17 protein-coding genes are annotated in these 16,608 nt (G+C 35.9%); all 17 read left to right on the top strand.

What is annotated here, in order from left to right:
- Window positions 1-11: 11 nt before the first annotated feature.
- The 17 genes from Q0E20_RS00865 to Q0E20_RS00785 all read left to right on the top strand — a co-directional run bounded on the left by Q0E20_RS00865 (window position 12) and on the right by Q0E20_RS00785 (window position 16,605).
- Entirely contained in the window at window positions 12-2,048 is a 2,037-nt protein-coding gene (locus tag Q0E20_RS00865; RefSeq protein ID WP_295994916.1) for a DUF5693 family protein, read from the top strand.
- Window positions 2,041-3,135, top strand: coding sequence for a polysaccharide pyruvyl transferase CsaB (gene csaB / locus Q0E20_RS00860; RefSeq protein ID WP_295994914.1), 1,095 nt, complete (start codon window positions 2,041-2,043; stop codon window positions 3,133-3,135). The genes Q0E20_RS00865 and csaB overlap by 8 nt, the downstream gene beginning before the upstream one ends.
- A 36-nt stretch (window positions 3,136-3,171) precedes the next feature.
- The gene (locus tag Q0E20_RS00855) at window positions 3,172-4,008 is read left to right on the top strand and encodes a transketolase (protein WP_295994912.1); all 837 of its coding nucleotides are present in this window, start codon (window positions 3,172-3,174) and stop codon (window positions 4,006-4,008) included.
- Window positions 4,008-4,940, top strand: coding sequence for a transketolase family protein (locus tag Q0E20_RS00850; RefSeq protein WP_295994907.1), 933 nt, complete (start codon window positions 4,008-4,010; stop codon window positions 4,938-4,940). Before Q0E20_RS00855 ends, Q0E20_RS00850 begins: the two co-directional genes overlap by 1 nt.
- Before the next feature lie 11 nt (window positions 4,941-4,951).
- The gene (gene ftsE, locus Q0E20_RS00845) at window positions 4,952-5,638 is read left to right on the top strand and encodes a cell division ATP-binding protein FtsE (RefSeq protein ID WP_295994905.1); all 687 of its coding nucleotides are present in this window, start codon (window positions 4,952-4,954) and stop codon (window positions 5,636-5,638) included.
- On the top strand, window positions 5,628-6,515 hold the full coding sequence (gene ftsX, locus Q0E20_RS00840; RefSeq protein ID WP_295994902.1) for a permease-like cell division protein FtsX: 888 nt from the start codon (window positions 5,628-5,630) through the stop codon (window positions 6,513-6,515). Before ftsE ends, ftsX begins: the two co-directional genes overlap by 11 nt.
- A gap of 10 nt (window positions 6,516-6,525) precedes the next feature.
- Complete coding sequence (locus tag Q0E20_RS00835) at window positions 6,526-7,728, top strand: murein hydrolase activator EnvC (protein ID WP_295994899.1); 1,203 nt, start codon at window positions 6,526-6,528, stop codon at window positions 7,726-7,728.
- A gap of 1 nt (window position 7,729) precedes the next feature.
- Window positions 7,730-8,866: a S41 family peptidase gene (locus tag Q0E20_RS00830; RefSeq protein WP_295994894.1), complete on the top strand. Its 1,137-nt coding sequence runs from the start codon at window positions 7,730-7,732 to the stop codon at window positions 8,864-8,866.
- A 22-nt stretch (window positions 8,867-8,888) separates the two neighbouring features.
- On the top strand, window positions 8,889-10,160 hold the full coding sequence (obgE, locus tag Q0E20_RS00825) for a GTPase ObgE (RefSeq protein WP_295994891.1): 1,272 nt from the start codon (window positions 8,889-8,891) through the stop codon (window positions 10,158-10,160).
- A gap of 8 nt (window positions 10,161-10,168) precedes the next feature.
- Window positions 10,169-10,453 carry a ribosome assembly RNA-binding protein YhbY gene (yhbY, locus tag Q0E20_RS00820; protein ID WP_295994889.1) on the top strand — a complete coding sequence of 95 codons (285 nt, stop codon included), beginning with the start codon at window positions 10,169-10,171 and terminating at the stop codon, window positions 10,451-10,453.
- 36 nt (window positions 10,454-10,489) lie between these two features.
- Complete coding sequence (gene proB, locus Q0E20_RS00815; protein ID WP_295994886.1) at window positions 10,490-11,611, top strand: glutamate 5-kinase; 1,122 nt, start codon at window positions 10,490-10,492, stop codon at window positions 11,609-11,611.
- Window positions 11,612-11,622: 11 nt separating this feature from the next.
- Complete coding sequence (locus tag Q0E20_RS00810; protein ID WP_295994882.1) at window positions 11,623-12,876, top strand: glutamate-5-semialdehyde dehydrogenase; 1,254 nt, start codon at window positions 11,623-11,625, stop codon at window positions 12,874-12,876.
- Window positions 12,877-13,015: 139 nt separating this feature from the next.
- On the top strand, window positions 13,016-13,630 hold the full coding sequence (nadD, locus tag Q0E20_RS00805; protein ID WP_295994879.1) for a nicotinate-nucleotide adenylyltransferase: 615 nt from the start codon (window positions 13,016-13,018) through the stop codon (window positions 13,628-13,630).
- Window positions 13,631-13,635: 5 nt separating this feature from the next.
- Entirely contained in the window at window positions 13,636-14,223 is a 588-nt protein-coding gene (gene yqeK, locus Q0E20_RS00800) for a bis(5'-nucleosyl)-tetraphosphatase (symmetrical) YqeK (RefSeq protein WP_295994875.1), read from the top strand.
- Window positions 14,210-15,334: an LCP family protein gene (locus Q0E20_RS00795; RefSeq protein ID WP_295994871.1), complete on the top strand. Its 1,125-nt coding sequence runs from the start codon at window positions 14,210-14,212 to the stop codon at window positions 15,332-15,334. The genes yqeK and Q0E20_RS00795 overlap by 14 nt, the downstream gene beginning before the upstream one ends.
- 11 nt (window positions 15,335-15,345) lie before the next feature.
- Window positions 15,346-15,708 carry a ribosome silencing factor gene (rsfS, locus tag Q0E20_RS00790; protein ID WP_295994868.1) on the top strand — a complete coding sequence of 121 codons (363 nt, stop codon included), beginning with the start codon at window positions 15,346-15,348 and terminating at the stop codon, window positions 15,706-15,708.
- A 3-nt stretch (window positions 15,709-15,711) separates the two neighbouring features.
- The gene (locus Q0E20_RS00785) at window positions 15,712-16,605 is read left to right on the top strand and encodes a S1 RNA-binding domain-containing protein (RefSeq protein WP_295994864.1); all 894 of its coding nucleotides are present in this window, start codon (window positions 15,712-15,714) and stop codon (window positions 16,603-16,605) included.
- Window positions 16,606-16,608 lie beyond the last annotated feature (3 nt).

Below are 16,608 nucleotides of genomic sequence, written 5' to 3'. Positions count from 1 at the left end.
AAGGAATTATCGTGCATACTGTTAAGAAAACTAAGCACTCACTAGTTCTTATACTATGTATTATAGTAGGACTTATTTCATCACTCTATTTGGTAATGGAGCGAAATACTATTGAAAAGTCACAAAATCATATTGAAAACATTGTAGATTATGATGCTGTGCTTCGTGCCAATGCTTTTGAAAAGCGTAATCAAAAAGATGCTTTTGATGCCTTAAAAGAAGCAGGTATAACTGCATTTGCAATTTATGATAGAACATTAGAAAAAGCAAACGATGCTGGTGAAATTAAATTGCTATCTTCACAAGATATGTCTGGTATTCGTATCAATGGTAGCTCAATTAAACCAGGAGCTACATATATTGCTCTTATCCCTGGAAAAGAAGGATATTATAAAGAGATACGAGAAGACTTATATCATCGTATTGGCAAAGATAAAGTTAAAGAGCTTAATACTAATATTGGTCCTGTCTTAGAGTTACAAGGAGCAACCGCAGATAGTTATGCAAAAATGAATTTGGGGATTTCTCGAATTCAAGCTTTAGAGGTTGCTAATCGAGGATTTAATGTCATCGTAAGACCTACTAATTATCGAAATGTAACATCTGATGATATTAAATATGTATTTAGCAGATTAGATGGAGTTCCTCATGTAACAGGTATTATATTTGCTGGTAAGGAAGCTTTAGGTGCTCCTAACCATATTGATGAAACCTTGGAAGCCATGAATAATCTTCATATTCCATTGGTTGGTATTGAAGCAGTCAATCAATTGCAGTATGAACCGCAATTGGGATTCTTAGAGATGGCAGCTAAGAAAAATTATAGTGTTGGTCGTGTCTATACTATTTCAAAAGATGAACTGAAGAAAATCACACCAGAAGAAGCTGCTCAACGATTTTATATTAGTGATATTGAACGTAATATTCGTTTTAATTTATTCCCAATGTATGAAGTTGGGCAAAATAATGAAACTGTTTTACAAACAACTATTAATTATGTTCATAGTACAACTGATAAATTAAGTACTAAAGGTTATGAATTTGGTCCCGCTGATATTTACCCTTCATACACACCTAACCCATTATTAATTGTGTTAACTTTGATTGGTAGTATTGCATTATTTGTATACGTTGGACAAATGTTTATAAATATATCTCAGCATAAACAGTTAGTGTTATTTTTTGCTCTATCACTTGTGTCTATCGTAGGGTTTATTGTAACTAGTGGAACATTATTAGTTCAAATTTGGGCGTTGTCTGCTGCAATTATGGCACCGGTTGGTGCTATGGTGATTCTTATGGAAGAATGGCGTAGATCTGATGGTATACGACCTGTAGGTGCTTGGAAGTCCACCCTATTAGCTTTACTTTATTTAGTAATAGCCACTTTATTTGCTGCTATCGGTGGTATGTATATTGCAGCTTTGTTAGGTAATACTAAATTCTTTATGGAATTTGAAATTTTTAGAGGTGTTAAACTTACCTTTGTATTACCAATTATTCTTGTTATGATAGCTTATTTACAACGTTTTCCATTGTGGAAAGGTCGTATGATTAATTCTGGGTCAGAAGCTAAATCTTTCATTAAAGAGTTTCTTACTACAGATATTAAAATGTATGTATTTTTTGTAATTGCAGCTATTGGTGCAGCAGGATGGATTTTTGTAGGTCGTAGTGGACATACGGCGGGTGTACCTGTTCCTACATTTGAATTGGTATTACGTAGATTTTTAGAAAATACTTTATATGCTAGACCACGGGAAAAAGAATTTATGATTGGGCATCCTTTATTGATGCTAGCAACATTTGCATTCTTACGTAAATGGCCTATGGTTATCCATTTTGTATTAACAATAGGTGGTGTTATTGGTATTGCCTCTATGGTTGAAACATTCTGCCATATTAGAACACCTGTATTTATGTCTATTATGCGTGGTTATGATGGATTATTACTTGGTTGTGTCATTGGTATAGCGCTTATTCTGGCAGTTCGTTTAGTTGTCTATATTTCTCAATGGGCTATAAATCGGGAGGACTGTCATGAGTAATATCGTCATTTCAGGTTACTATGGTTTTGGTAATGCAGGCGATGAAGCTATGCTTTCCGCCATTATCGATGCTATTCGTGATGTAGAAAACGATGTACATATTACGGTTATTTCTGGTAATCCTCAAGAGACTAGTAGAAAACATAATATTAAGGCTGTTGGAACGTTTGCTGCTTTTGGTATTTTTAATGCCATACGCAATGCGGATCTTGTAATTAGTGGTGGGGGCAGCTTGTTACAGGATGCCACTAGTATTCGAAATACCTATTATTATTTGAGTATTATGGGGCTTGCTAAATTATTAGGTAAGCCTGTTATGTTGTATTCTCAAGGTATTGGTCCATTATATCGTAAATCTACGAAACGGGCAGTTCGATTTATGTTGAAATATGTAGATGGAATTACTGTCCGTGATTCCATCTCTAAGAATGAGTTACATGCTCTTGGCATAGATGATGTAGAGGTTACAGCTGATGCTGTATTAGCTATGCACAAGGCTGATTTAGATATTGGTGCTAATATTTTAACTAAATATAACTGTACCCCTATTGAAAGTGGGAGAAAACGTGTTGGTATTGCTGTTCGAAGTTGGAAAGATAATACGGTTTATCGGCAAAGTTTAGCTGATGTGTTGACGCGCCTTTGTATAGAGCAAAATACTGAAATTGTATTTATACCTATGTCGCATCCTGATGATACAAATGAAGCAAAGTGTATTGCTTCGCTTATGAAGGTAAAATCAATTGTATTAGAAGGGCCATTTACAACAGAGGAGCAGTTATCATTATCAGGTAATGTAGATTTGATGATTGGTATACGGTTACATGCTCTTGTATTTAGTTCTTTAATGGGAAAACCAGTAATTGGAATTTCCTATGACCCTAAAATTACAAGTTTTTTACATATGATTGAACAAGAGCCCATTGGAACAATGTCAGATTTAGATTCTAATATTCTTTATACAAGATGTATAGAATTGTTACATTCTACGGAAGGTTATCAACATTCTTTTAATCGTATTCAAAAATTGCGTAAAGTATCGAAACGCAATGCTGAATTTGCTATTTCACTTTTAGATAAGTATTAACTATACATTGGATATTATCCGGAAAGAGAGGTCTTTATGACTACATTGAGTCAAGATCAAAAACAATTAGTACAAGAAAAAGCTAAAGCGATTCGCGTTAGCATCGTACAGTCTGTTACAGCAGCTAAATCAGGTCATCCAGGCGGATCCTTATCTATTGCTGATGTGATGTCTCTCTTATATTTTGTAGAAATGAATGTAGATCCAGTTAATCCTAAGAAAAAAGACCGAGATCGTTTTGTTTTATCTAAAGGTCATGCTGCACCAGCACTTTATGCAACATTGGCAGAAAAAGGATATTTTCCAAAATCAGAGTTGTTAAACTTGCGCAAAATTAATCATTTTCTTCAAGGCCATCCGGATATGAAGCATACACCAGGTGTTGATATGTCTACTGGTTCTTTAGGCCAAGGTATTTCAGCAGCATGTGGTATGGCGTTAGCTGGTAAGGTTGATAATGCTGATTACCGTGTATATTCCATTCTAGGTGATGGTGAGCTTGAAGAAGGACAAGTGTGGGAAGCAGCAATGTTTGCAGGACATTACAAATTAAATAATTTAACTGCTTTTGTAGATTATAATGGCTTACAAATTGATGGCAATATTGAAAATGTTATGTCTCCATTGCCAATTCCTGATAAATTTAAAGCTTTCAAATGGAATGTTATCGAAGTAAATGGTCACAATATTGATGAATTACATCAAGCTATTGAAGATGCGAAAGCTTTTACTGACGGTCCTACTTGTATCGTTATGCATACAGTAAAAGGTAAAGGTGTAACAGAGATGGAAGGTCAAGCTGGTTGGCATGGCAAAGCACCAAGTGAAGAACAAGGTACGATATTCGTAAATGAAATCATGGGGGTACAATAATGGGTAAAGCAACACGTGAAGCGTATGGTAATGCGCTAGCAAAAATTGGTAAAGAAAATTCTAATATTATTGTTCTTGATGCTGATTTATCAAAATCTACAAAAACGGATACATTTAAAAAAGAGTGTCCAGAACGTTTCTTTAATGTAGGTATTGCTGAACAAAATCTAATCTCTGTAGGTGCGGGCTTAGCTGCAGCAGGTAAGATTCCATTTGTATCTTCCTTTGCTATGTTTGCAACTGGTCGTGCATTTGAACAAATCCGTAATGCTGTATGCTATCCAAAACTTAATGTGAAAGTATGTGCTACACATGCGGGTATTACTGTAGGTGAAGATGGTGCGACACATCAAAGCCTAGAAGATATTGCATGTATGCGTGTTTTACCTAATATGACTGTTATTGTTCCTGCAGATGAAAAAGAAACGGAATCGGTTATTAGATGGGCTGCTGATTATAATGGTCCGGTTTATGTACGTCTTGGACGTGCTAGTGTTGAAGATGTAACTGCAGATGGATATACTTTCACACCTGGTAAATCTAATCAATTAAAAGATGGCTCTGATGTGACCATCATCGCTTGTGGTGCTTTGGTTGGCCCTGCAGTTGAAGCAGCTAAAAAGTTAGAAGCTGATCAAATTTCTGCTCGTGTTATTAATATGGCTTCTATTAAGCCAATTGATACTAAAGCCATTATTAAAGCAGCTGAAGAAACAGGTGCTATTGTAACCGCTGAAGAACATAATATTTTAGGTGGATTAGGATCTGCTGTTTCTGAAGTTGTTGTTGCACATAAACCTGTTCCGATTGAATTCGTTGGTGTTAAAGATACATTTGGGGAAAGTGGTACACCAAAAGAATTAATGGAAAAATACGGTTTAACAGCTGAAGATATTGTAAAAGCTGTTAAAAAAGTGGTGACACGTAAATAAAAGGGGAACCAATGATAGAATTTAAGAATGTTAGTAAAGTATATGACAACGGATCTACCGCACTTGATAATGTGTGTATTACTGTTAATGATGGTGAGTTTGTATTGATTTGTGGTCATAGTGGGGCTGGTAAATCTACGTTGTTTAAATTATTAACTCATGAAGTTACACCAGATACTGGTGCTGTAATAGTTGATGAATTTGATGTTACTAAAATGAAACGTAGTAAGATACCAAAATTGCGTCGTAAATTAGGTGTAGTATTTCAAGATTTCCGATTATTACCTAATAAAAGCGTAGCTGAAAATATTTCTTTTGCATTAGAAGTTATAGAAGAGAAACCTAAGGTAATTAAAGAAAAGGTTGCTCATGTTCTTGAATTAGTTGGATTATCTGATAAGGCGAATGATTTACCAGAAGATTTATCTGGTGGTGAACAACAACGTGTAGCTATTGCTCGGGCTATTGTTAATCGTCCTTCTGTATTAATTGCAGATGAACCAACGGGGAACCTTGATCCTAATACAAGTAAAGGCATTGTGGATTTGTTCAAACATATCAATAATTTTGGCACTACCGTAATTATGGTTACCCATAATATGGATATTGTTACCTATTTAAATAAGCGAGTTATCGAATTAAAAGATGGTCGTGTTCTTAGTGATAATATGAGAGGTGCAGAATTTAATGAAGCCTAGAACAATGAAATATTTCTTTAAGGAAGCCTTAAAGTCTATGAAACGCAATGGTCTTATGACATTAGCGTCTATATCCACGGTAGCATTATCTTTATTTATGCTTGGTGTATTTTTATGTGGTGTTATCAATCTTAATAACATGGCATCTAGTTTAGAAAATCAAGTTCAATTAAGTGTATACTTAAAAGATGGGCTTACGACGGAACAAATTATGGCTGTTGGTAAACAAGTAAAGGCAATTCCTAATCTTAAGCACTTAGAATTTGTTAATAAAGAACAAGCTATGAAAGAATTTAAGGAACGTTTAGGTGATCAGCAACAACTAGTTAATGCCTTAGGTGGTGTAAACCCATTGCCAAACTCTTATGTTCTTACTTTTGAAAATCCTGAAGATGTTAAATCTACAGCTAAATTGGTTACTACATTCCAAGGTGTAGAAAGTACACATTATGGTCAAGATATTATTGAGGAATTGTTCCGAATTACACAAATTATTCGAATTGGTGGTATCGTACTCATCGGTTTCTTGGCAGCAGCTACATTGTTTATTATTTCCAATACGATTCGTTTAACTGTATTTGCTCGTCGCAAAGAGATTGCGATTATGAAATATGTAGGCGCTACAAATAGCTTTATTCGTTGGCCATTTGTTATCGAAGGCATGCTATTGGGCTTTGTAGGCTCCATTATTGCCGTTTTATGTGTGGGTGAGTTCTATCATTTTATTACCATGGAAGTATCTGATTCACTCGCATTCTTCCCATTAGTTCCTATGTTCCCATTCTTCTATCAATTAGTAGCATGCTTAATTGGTGGTGGGATTGTTGTAGGTATTATTGGTAGTACCATTTCATTGAAACAATATATGAAAGTATAGTAGAGGGATTATGAGACAGTATAGATTTAAAACTCGTCTCGTAGCAGCCCTTCTTTCGGGAGTGGTATTATGCGGGACACCAGCCTATATTATGGCTGAAGATGAAGATTTAACAAATCAATTAGATTCGATTCAACAACAGGTTAATCAGCAAAATGCTGCAAAAGCAGATGCGGAAACAGTGATTGGTAGCGTTTCTGAACAGTTGCGTCAAATTGAAGAGCAACTTCGTCAAGCGACTGCTGAGTTAGGTACGATTAAAGAACAGCGCGTATCTGTAGAAAATGATATTACACTTAATGAACGTCAATTGGCGGAAGCTCAAAAACGTTTAGAAGGTCGAGAAACTGTATTTTATAAACGTGTTCGAGATATTTATATTAATGGACGTCTTAGTTATATTGATGTAGTTATTGGTTCTAAGGATTTTAGTGATTTTGCTAATCGATTAGAAGTTTTAAAACGAATTATTGATTCAGATATTACATTAATTAATGAAATAAAGAAAGAGAGAGCTGAAATTGAAGCTCATAAACAAAAATTAGAAACAGATCGAGCAAAACTTGTTGAATTAGAAAAAGCAGCTTTAGCAAAGCAAGCTGAAATTGAACAGAAAAAAGCAGAACGTAATGTAGTTCTTCAAAAGGCTCAAAATGATAGAGCTACTGCAATGCAAGCAATTGAAGAACTTAATGCTTCTTCTGCTCAAGTAAGTGCTATGTTAAAAGAACGACAAGCTGCACGTGCTGCAGCGGCTGCAGCAGCGGCAGCCGCTGCTCAAACCTCTGCTGGACAAGGGCAAGGTGCATCAGATAATTGGGTACAAGGTACAGGACAACTTGGCTGGCCTGTTAGTGGTGAAATTACTTCCCCTTATGGCTATCGGGTTCATCCAATTTGGGGGACTACAATTTATCATTCTGGTATAGATATTGGTGTTGATGAAGGTACACCTGTTCATGCTGCTGATGGTGGTGTCGTAGTCTGGTCTGGATGGATGGGCGGCTACGGTTATGCTGTCGTTATTGATCATGGTAATGGGCTTTCAACACTATATGGTCATAACTCTGAGCTCGCTGTAGATGAAGGTCAATCTGTTGCGAAGGGTCAAGTTATTTCTTATGCTGGTAGTACGGGCAATAGTACAGGACCTCATGTTCACTTTGAAGTTCGTGTAAACGGGGATCCGGTAGATCCTATGGGTTATTTATAGAATGAATAATAATTTTAAAAGAATTAGTTTAGCATTAGTTAAATATATATTTGCGTCCATCATTATGTTGTGGCTCGTATTTTGGTATATTTCTGGATCTGCAATGGGATTACCTCGATTTGTAGTGACTTATTATATTGCAACCCAGAAATTTATGACTCCTATTAGTAAAGCAACATTATTTGATGGAATGTTAAAAGGTTTAGTTACTTCCTTGGGCGAACCTCATAGTGTCTATTTAGATAAGGATGACTTTGAATCTATGAAGGAGCATACTTCTGGCACATATGCAGGTGTCGGTATGGTTCTTGGGCATGGAGCAAAGGGCTTAGAAGCTGTATCTGTTATTGATGATATGCCGGCTTATAAAGCAGGCATTAAAAGTGGTGATCATATTGTATCTATTGATGGTGTAGATACTAATTCTATGTCTATTGAAGATGCAGCATCAAAAATTCGTGGTGAAGCTGGAAGCAATGTAACGATTGTTGTTGAACGAGATAATCAATTATTAACGTTTAACGTTACTAGAGAAGAAATCGTATTACCTACTGTAAAAAGTAAAATGCTATCCGACCACATTGGATATATTCGCATCAGTCAGTTTGCTGAACATACAGCAGGAGATTTTAAAACTCAATATGAACAGCTTCTTTCTCAAGGCATGACTTCGTTAGTTTTAGACTTACGCGATAACCCTGGTGGATTACTTAATAGTGCGCAAGATATTGCTAGTATTATTATGCCAGAAGGGACGTTAGTTTCTTTCACTACACGAGATGGAAATACAAAGAAATATGTATCTGAAGGAAAGAACCCTGCATTACCTATGATAGTACTAATTAATAAAGGTTCTGCTAGTGCATCTGAAATTATTGCAGGTGCTATTCAAGATAGAAAATTAGGTACTATTGTGGGAACTAATAGTTATGGTAAAGGGACTGTTCAAAGCGTATATCCAAATTTAGAGGATGAAGGAATTAAAGTGACTATAGCTAAATACCATACACCTAATGATCGTGTTATAGATGGAACTGGCATTCAACCAGATGTGGTTCTTGATTTACCGAAAGGGATCGCACCATCTAGCGATATTACAGATATTCAAATTCAAAAAGCAATAGAACTATTAAAATAGTTTTGCAGAAAAGGATGTAATTATGTTTATAGATCGCGCTCGTGTTTTTGTAAAAGCGGGTGATGGCGGAGACGGTATGTCTAGTTTTCGTCGAGAGAAATATGTTCCTAATGGCGGACCAAGCGGTGGAGATGGTGGTCAAGGGGCAGATGTTATTCTACAAGCTGATAAAAATATTAATACTCTTGTAGATTTTCGTTATAAACGCCAATTTAAAGCGCCGAAAGGTGGTAATGGTGAAAGTGCTAATAAACATGGTCGTGGTGCAGAAGATTTAATTATTCCTGTTCCATTGGGCACTGTTGTTAAGGACGAAGAATCAGGTAAGGTGTTCTGTGACCTAGTTCACGATGGTGATACTTTTATTATTGCAAAAGGTGGTCGTGGGGGGCGTGGTAATGCACGCTTTCTTTCTAGTTCCAATAGAGCACCAACCTTTGCTGAAAAAGGTGAGCCAGGGGAAGAGCGTTGGTTACAATTAGAACTAAAGGTATTGGCTGATGTTGGATTGCTAGGCTATCCAAGTGTTGGTAAATCCAGTATTTTACGTAAGGTGTCCAAAGCTCAACCAGAAGTAGCAGCTTATCATTTTACCACTTTAACACCTGTTTTAGGGGTTGTCACTATTTCTGGTGATCGTAGTTTTGTCTTAGCTGATATTCCAGGTCTCATTGAAGGGGCCAGTGAAGGTGTAGGACTTGGTCATAATTTCTTGCGCCATGTAGAACGTACGAACATTCTCATTCATGTTTTAGATGTATCTGGAATGGAAGGACGTGACCCTAAAAAAGATTTTGATGCCATTAATGACGAGTTACGTAAGTATTCAGAAAAGTTAGCTAATAAGAAACAAATTGTAGCGCTTAATAAGATTGATCTTGTTTTTGATGATGAAACAATTCCTAATATAAAATCTTATTTTGAAGATAAAGGTTATGAAGTTCTCTTAATTAATGCACTAAGCGGTGAAGGTTTACCTGAATTAATGGAACGAGCTTATTATTATGTAGAAAATTATGAGCCGGAAGTAGAAGCTACTGACGATACAGTTATGTATGAAGCTAAACCAGATACGGAGTTTGTTATTACACGTGGAGATGATGCTGCTTTCTATATTACGGGTAAGCGTATTGAACGTCTTGTGGCAATGACCAATCTTGATGATGATCAATCTTTACGTCGATTCCAACGTATTTGGCGTTTTATGGAATTGGATAATAAATTACGTGAAAAAGGATGTCAAGAAGGCGATGAAGTTGTTATTGGTGAACAACGATTTACGTTCAGAGACTAGGAGTTACAATGACAGGAAAACAAAAACGGTATTTACGTTCATTAGCTGCTACGATGCCAGCTGTTGTGCAAATAGGAAAAAATGGTCTTGAGAATAGCGTGATTGATAGTGCTAGAGCCGCATTAATGGCACGTGAATTAATTAAGGTAAAATTGCTTAATAATAGTCCAGAAGATAAAGCGATTTTTCAAGAATTAGCAGATATGCTTGGTGCTGAGTTAGTACAAGTCATTGGTTTCAATGGTGTTTTATACAAGGCAAAAAAAGAACCTAAAATTATATTACCTAAATAATTGTTATAACCTTTTTCCCTTATAGGAGATGATTGTATGAGAGATGCCATTAAGAATGCTAAACGCATTGTTGTAAAAGTGGGAAGCAGTACATTATGTTACCCAAATGGTCATTTAAATTTAGAACGGATTGAACATTTGGTCCGCCAATTATCAGATCTTGCCAACCAAGGGAAAGAGGTTATTCTTGTTTCCTCAGGGGCTACAGGTGCAGGCCTTGCACCATTGGGATTTAAAGAAAAGCCACGAGATCTTGTATTGCGTCAAGCATCTGCTGCAGTAGGCCAAGGTGTACTTATTCATATGTATGAACGCATGTTTCGGGAGTATGGTAGAACCGTAGCTCAAATATTATTGACGAAGGAAGATAGTACTTCTCGGCATAGTTATTTAAATTTAAGAAATACATTACATGCATTATTACAATTACACGTCATTCCAATTATTAATGAAAATGATGTAGTAGCTATTGAAGAATATAAAATAGGGGATAATGATACATTATCGGCAACTGTAGCAGGTATCGTAGAGGCTGATGTGCTTATTATTTTATCTGATATTGATGGTTTATATACGGCTAATCCAGCTACAGATTCTACGGCTACTTTAATCCATGAAGTGTCTATAATTACAGATGAAACTTATAAAATTGCTGGCGGTGCAGGTTCAAGTATGGGAACTGGAGGAATGTATACTAAAATTAAGGCTGCTCATATGGCCACTAATTCAGGTATACACATGATTATTGCTAGTGGTGAATCGAATAATTCCTTACGGAAAGTTTGTAAGGGGGAGAACATAGGTACATTATTTATTGCAAATAATCAAGGTGTGTCTCAAAAGCATCATTGGGTAGCTTATGGTAAGCGCCTAAGTGGGAGTATCACTATTGATGAAGGATGTACAAAAGCTGTATTACATCATGGGGCTAGTATTTTACCTGCTGGTATTATTGAAGTAGATGGCTCTTTTGAACCAGGTGATACAGTATCAATTATTTCTAAGGGGAAAGAGCTTGCTAGAGGATTAGTAAATTATAGTTCTTCCGATCTACTTAAGATTAAAGGTCATAATACGCAAGATATAGCTCGTATATTGGAAATTGATACGACATATGATGAGGTTATTCACAGAAATAATCTTGTAATTATTCATTGATGAGGTGTAGTATGATTTCATATGAAAGTACATTTAGAGAAATGGGTAAATCTGCACGAGCAGCATCTATTGTTTTACAGCAATTATCAGAGAAACGCATCAATGAAGTATTATGTGCTATGGCTGATGCGTTAGTTCAACATAGTGAACAAATTTTAACAGAAAATCACATGGATATGGATTCTGCTAGAGGCGTGGTACCTGATACTATGTTGGATAGATTACTACTATCTAAAGAACGCATTACGCAAATGGCAGAAGGTGTTCGTCAAGTTAGTCTATTACCATCACCGGTAGGGACCATATTAGAAACTATTAATAGGCCTAATGGACTTCACATTGAAAAGCGAGCGGTACCTTTTGGTGTTATCGGTATCATTTTTGAAGCACGTCCTAATGTAACCGTTGATGCTGGAGCATTATGTTTTAAAACCGCTAATGCTACTATCCTTCGCGGTGGTAAGGAAGCATTCCGAACAAATCGAGTCATCGTATCTATTTTACAAGATGTATTAGAAGCCTATGACTTACCAAGAGCAGCAATTCAGTTAGTAGAAGTATTAAATCGTGAAGCTGTAAGTGTATTGCTGCAACAACGTCGTTATATAGATGTAGTGATTCCACGGGGCGGTGCAGGATTAATACAACGCGTTGTACGTGATAGCATGATACCAGTTATAGAAACAGGATGTGGTATTTGTCATACCTATGTTGATGCTGAAGCTAACATTGATATGGCTGTTGATATAGCCGTGAATGCAAAGGTACAACGGCCTTCTGTATGTAATTCTATGGAGACTCTATTGGTTCATAAATCTATTGCTCATGAGTTTCTGTTGGCATTAGAACATAAATTAGAGTCTCATCATGTAACGATTCATGGTACACCTGAGGTACTACAAATTATAGATGGCATTGCTATTAATGATATATCTTTTGAAACTGAATACAATGATTTTGATTTAAATGTAGCTATTGTATCGTCTGTGGATGAGGCTATTTCACATATTAATCGATTTACAACACATCATTCTGAGGCGATTGTAACAGATAATATGAAAACAGCTCAGCATTTTATGAATCTTATCGATTGTTCTACTGTATATCATAATGCGTCTACACGTTTTACAGATGGTTTTGAATTTGGATTTGGTGCTGAAATTGGCATTAGTACACAGAAACTTCATGCTCGTGGACCAATGGGATTACAAGCATTAACATCCTATAAATATTTTGTATTTGGTACAGGACAAATTCGCTCGTGATGCGTTTATATTATTTGATACGAGCCTATTATCGTTATGTTCAGAGTCCAAAAGGGCGTTATGAGTGGGTATCGTATGTAAAAGCATTAGCATTATTCATTTTGATTTGTATTATAGTCATAAAGGGTGTGACTTATATATGGTAGAGAAACGGCGGATTGGTATTATAGGTGGAACTTTTAATCCCATCCACTTGGGACATCTAATGATTGCAGAGGTGGCAAGAGAAACGTTTCATTTAGAAAAGGTTATATTTGTACCTGCCAGAATTCCCCCTCATAAGCATAATGATGTTATTGATGCTAATCATCGGTATGCCATGACGGCTGCTGCGGTGGCAGATAATCCATATTTTGAAATTTCTGATGTGGAAATGCGTCGTAATGGCCCATCCTATACAATAGATACAATTCACTATTTTAAAAAAATATATGGTGATTCTGTCTCTTTTTACTTTATAGCTGGTACAGATACAATACGAGATTTGCCTAACTGGAAATTTATTAATGAATTATTAGAACATTGTCACTTTATTGGAGCTATGAGACCTGATGGTTCTCAGGTTGTAGATACAACATTGGAATTATTAGGACCTAAAGCTAAAGATAGAATTCACTTAATGAATGTGCCTGAAATGAAGTTATCTGCTACTTACTTACGAGCGCGACTGAGACAGGGGTTGACTGTTAGATATATGTTGCCTAAATGTGTAGTTAATTATATTGAAGAATATGATATTTATCGGAAGGAATAATTAAGGTGGATATACAACAAATTGAAACCGACTTATCTAATAAATTAAGTAAGAAACGATTTATACATACCTTAGGTGTTGTAGAGTCAGCTATTTATTTAGCAAAAAAGTATGGAGCTAATGTAGAAGAAGCCCATATGGCAGCATTATTACATGATTGTGCTAAAGAATTACCTTTATTGGAAATGCAAGATTTAGTGGCTGATTTATCTTGTGATGCTGACATCTTACATAATGGTGCTTTATTACATGGTGTAGCAGGCATGGTATTAGCGAATACTCGCTATGGTATTACTAATCGAGAAGTATTGGAAGCAATTCGTGTTCATACAACTGGAAAAATTGGCATGTCTAAATTAGATAAAATTGTTTTTTTAGCTGATTATATTGAGCCAAATCGTAATTTTCCTGGTGTAAATGATATTCGAGTTGCTGCTGAAAAATCTCTTGATGCCGGTGTATTATGTGGATTTGATATGACGCTTCGTCATTTAATTGATAGTAAAGATACTATTTATCCTCTTACTATTGTTAGCCGCAATGATCTTATACATCATATGAAAAAAGGAGGTGCTTACAATGGACGAACTTGAAAAGGCGCGAGCTCGTCGTCGTAAAAGACGTCGAGAGCGTCAATCAAAGAAAAATCAAACACAATGGGCTCGTTTAATCATTGTATTTGTATTAGCACTTGCCGTTGTTTGTGGTATAGGTTGGGGGATGTATAGTGGAATAAGCTATGTATATCATCGTGTAACTCATACTGATGCTGTAAGTGAAATTGAGGATTCTAGTGAACCAAAACATACTGATACGATTAATGTTGAGCAAAAAGCATTAGATAAGCCTGTATATGTATTGGTTATAGGTCGAGATAACAATAATCCTAGTCAAGCTGATTCACTATTTCTTATGTCTATTAATATGAATACAAGTACAATGGATATAATAGGTATTCCTAGTAATAGTAAAATTGAAAGTAGAGATCAAAAAACTGCATCTATGTTAAATCAAATGTATGCAGAAGGGAATATCGAATTAACCAAAGCAGTAGTAGAAGATATGTTTCATATTAGTATTCCTTATTATGTTGTTGTTGATGAGTCTTCTTTCAAAAAAACAAGTGAGATTTTGGGAAGTCAACAGTTCTATGTAGAAAAAAATATGGAACATGTTGATTCTGAAACTGGTAGTAAAGATATAGATTTACGTAGAGGTTATCAAAACTTAGACAGTGATAATGCATTAGCATATTTACGATATACAGATGAGCATAATGATAATTTTAGTCGCGTTCAACGGCAAGAACGATTTTTAAAATTATGGGTTGATCGAGAACAAGATACGTGGTTTATTACCAAAGCATGGCATATTTGGCGTTTATGGAATCATTATGAAAGTAATATCTCTACTTGGGATGCTATTAAATTAATGCGTTCCATAGGACAAATGGAAAAAGATCATATTCATTTTTATATTTTACCTGGTGAAAAAGAAAAAATTAATGATATTGTGTATTGGCATGTAAATCCAACAGAAGCGCAGCGTTTAGTTGGTATTACGATGGGAACATTGGCTCCAGAGGATTTAAGTCAATTTATTTCAACGCCTGAAACAAAAAAAGCCCCTGTTGCTATCGAATCAGATCAAAGCACACGCGTAAAACCAACAGAACCAGGTTCAGAACCGGAGAAGAAAGAATAATAGGAGCTATAATGAAACAAAAAGAAGAAATTAAACAACATGTTTTAGCGCTTGCACAAGCAGCTTATGATAAGAAAGGTCATGATATTGAAATACTTGATTTAGAAGGTGTTTCTATGTTAGGTGATTATTTTATGATTGTAAGCGCCAATAATATTAAACAATCTCAAAGTATTGCTGATGAAATTGAGGATATAGCAGCAGAACATAGCATGACGGTTCTCCATCGTGAAGGATATCGCGAAGGTGAATGGGTGTTATTGGATTTTGGTGATATTATTTGTCATGTATTTGGTAACGATGAAATTCGTGAATTTTATGGATTAGAATCCTTATGGAATGATGCTGGACGTGTTCCATTTGAGGGAGAATAATATATGGCTAGCGAATTGTTGGAAAATACCATTGCTATTTTGCGTGTTTTACGTACTAGTGATCATGGTGCATTTCTTGATGGTCAAACGGGAAATACAAACGATGATATTTTGCTTCATAAAGATCAACAAACTTCGTCCGTTTCTATAGGTGATGATGTAGAGGTATTTTTATATCGGGATCCTAAGGGGCGTTTGACGGCATCTATGCGACTGCCTGCTATGAAGGTTGGTCAAATTGGTTATGTTGAGGTTATTAATGTAACTAATTTTGGTTGTTTTGTAGAGGTTGGTACAGAACGTGGGATTTTTATGCCTCATGCTGAAATGCGTGGTAGACCACAAGTAGGGGAAAAGGTGTGGGTAAAACTATATACAGATAAATCTGGTCGCATGGCGGTTTCTATGGACGTTGATGATGAAATGAGGCGTGCTTCTAAAGCGGCCACTGATGCTGTTGTTGGACAACAAGTAAGTGGTGCGATTTATAATTTGACTAGTGATGGAGCCTTCTTTATTACTCCTGAGCGATGGATTGCTTTTTTGCATCGTTCAGAAATGACACGAAAGTTAAATGTTGGCGAAATGGTAGAAGCCCGTGTTACTTTCAAACGGGATGATGGTCGTATTAATGTTTCTATGCGTCCTATCAAGGAAAAAGCATTAATATCCGATGGTCAAATTATCATGGAATATCTATTACAAAGGGGCGGTAAAATGCCTTATAGTGATGAGTCATCATCTATGTTGATCAAAGACAAATTTAATATCAGTAAGGCTGCATTTAAGCGTGCTATAGGGCATTTAATGAAAGCCCGACTTGTAGTGCAAGAAGATGGGTGGACTCTATTGACAGAAATAGGCAAACAATGGAAATCTCATCAACAAGAGGACTAAACT

The organism is uncultured Veillonella sp., from assembly GCF_934230905.1.
Classification (GTDB): domain Bacteria; phylum Bacillota; class Negativicutes; order Veillonellales; family Veillonellaceae; genus Veillonella.
This window is presented reverse-complemented; position numbering and strand designations above follow the sequence as displayed.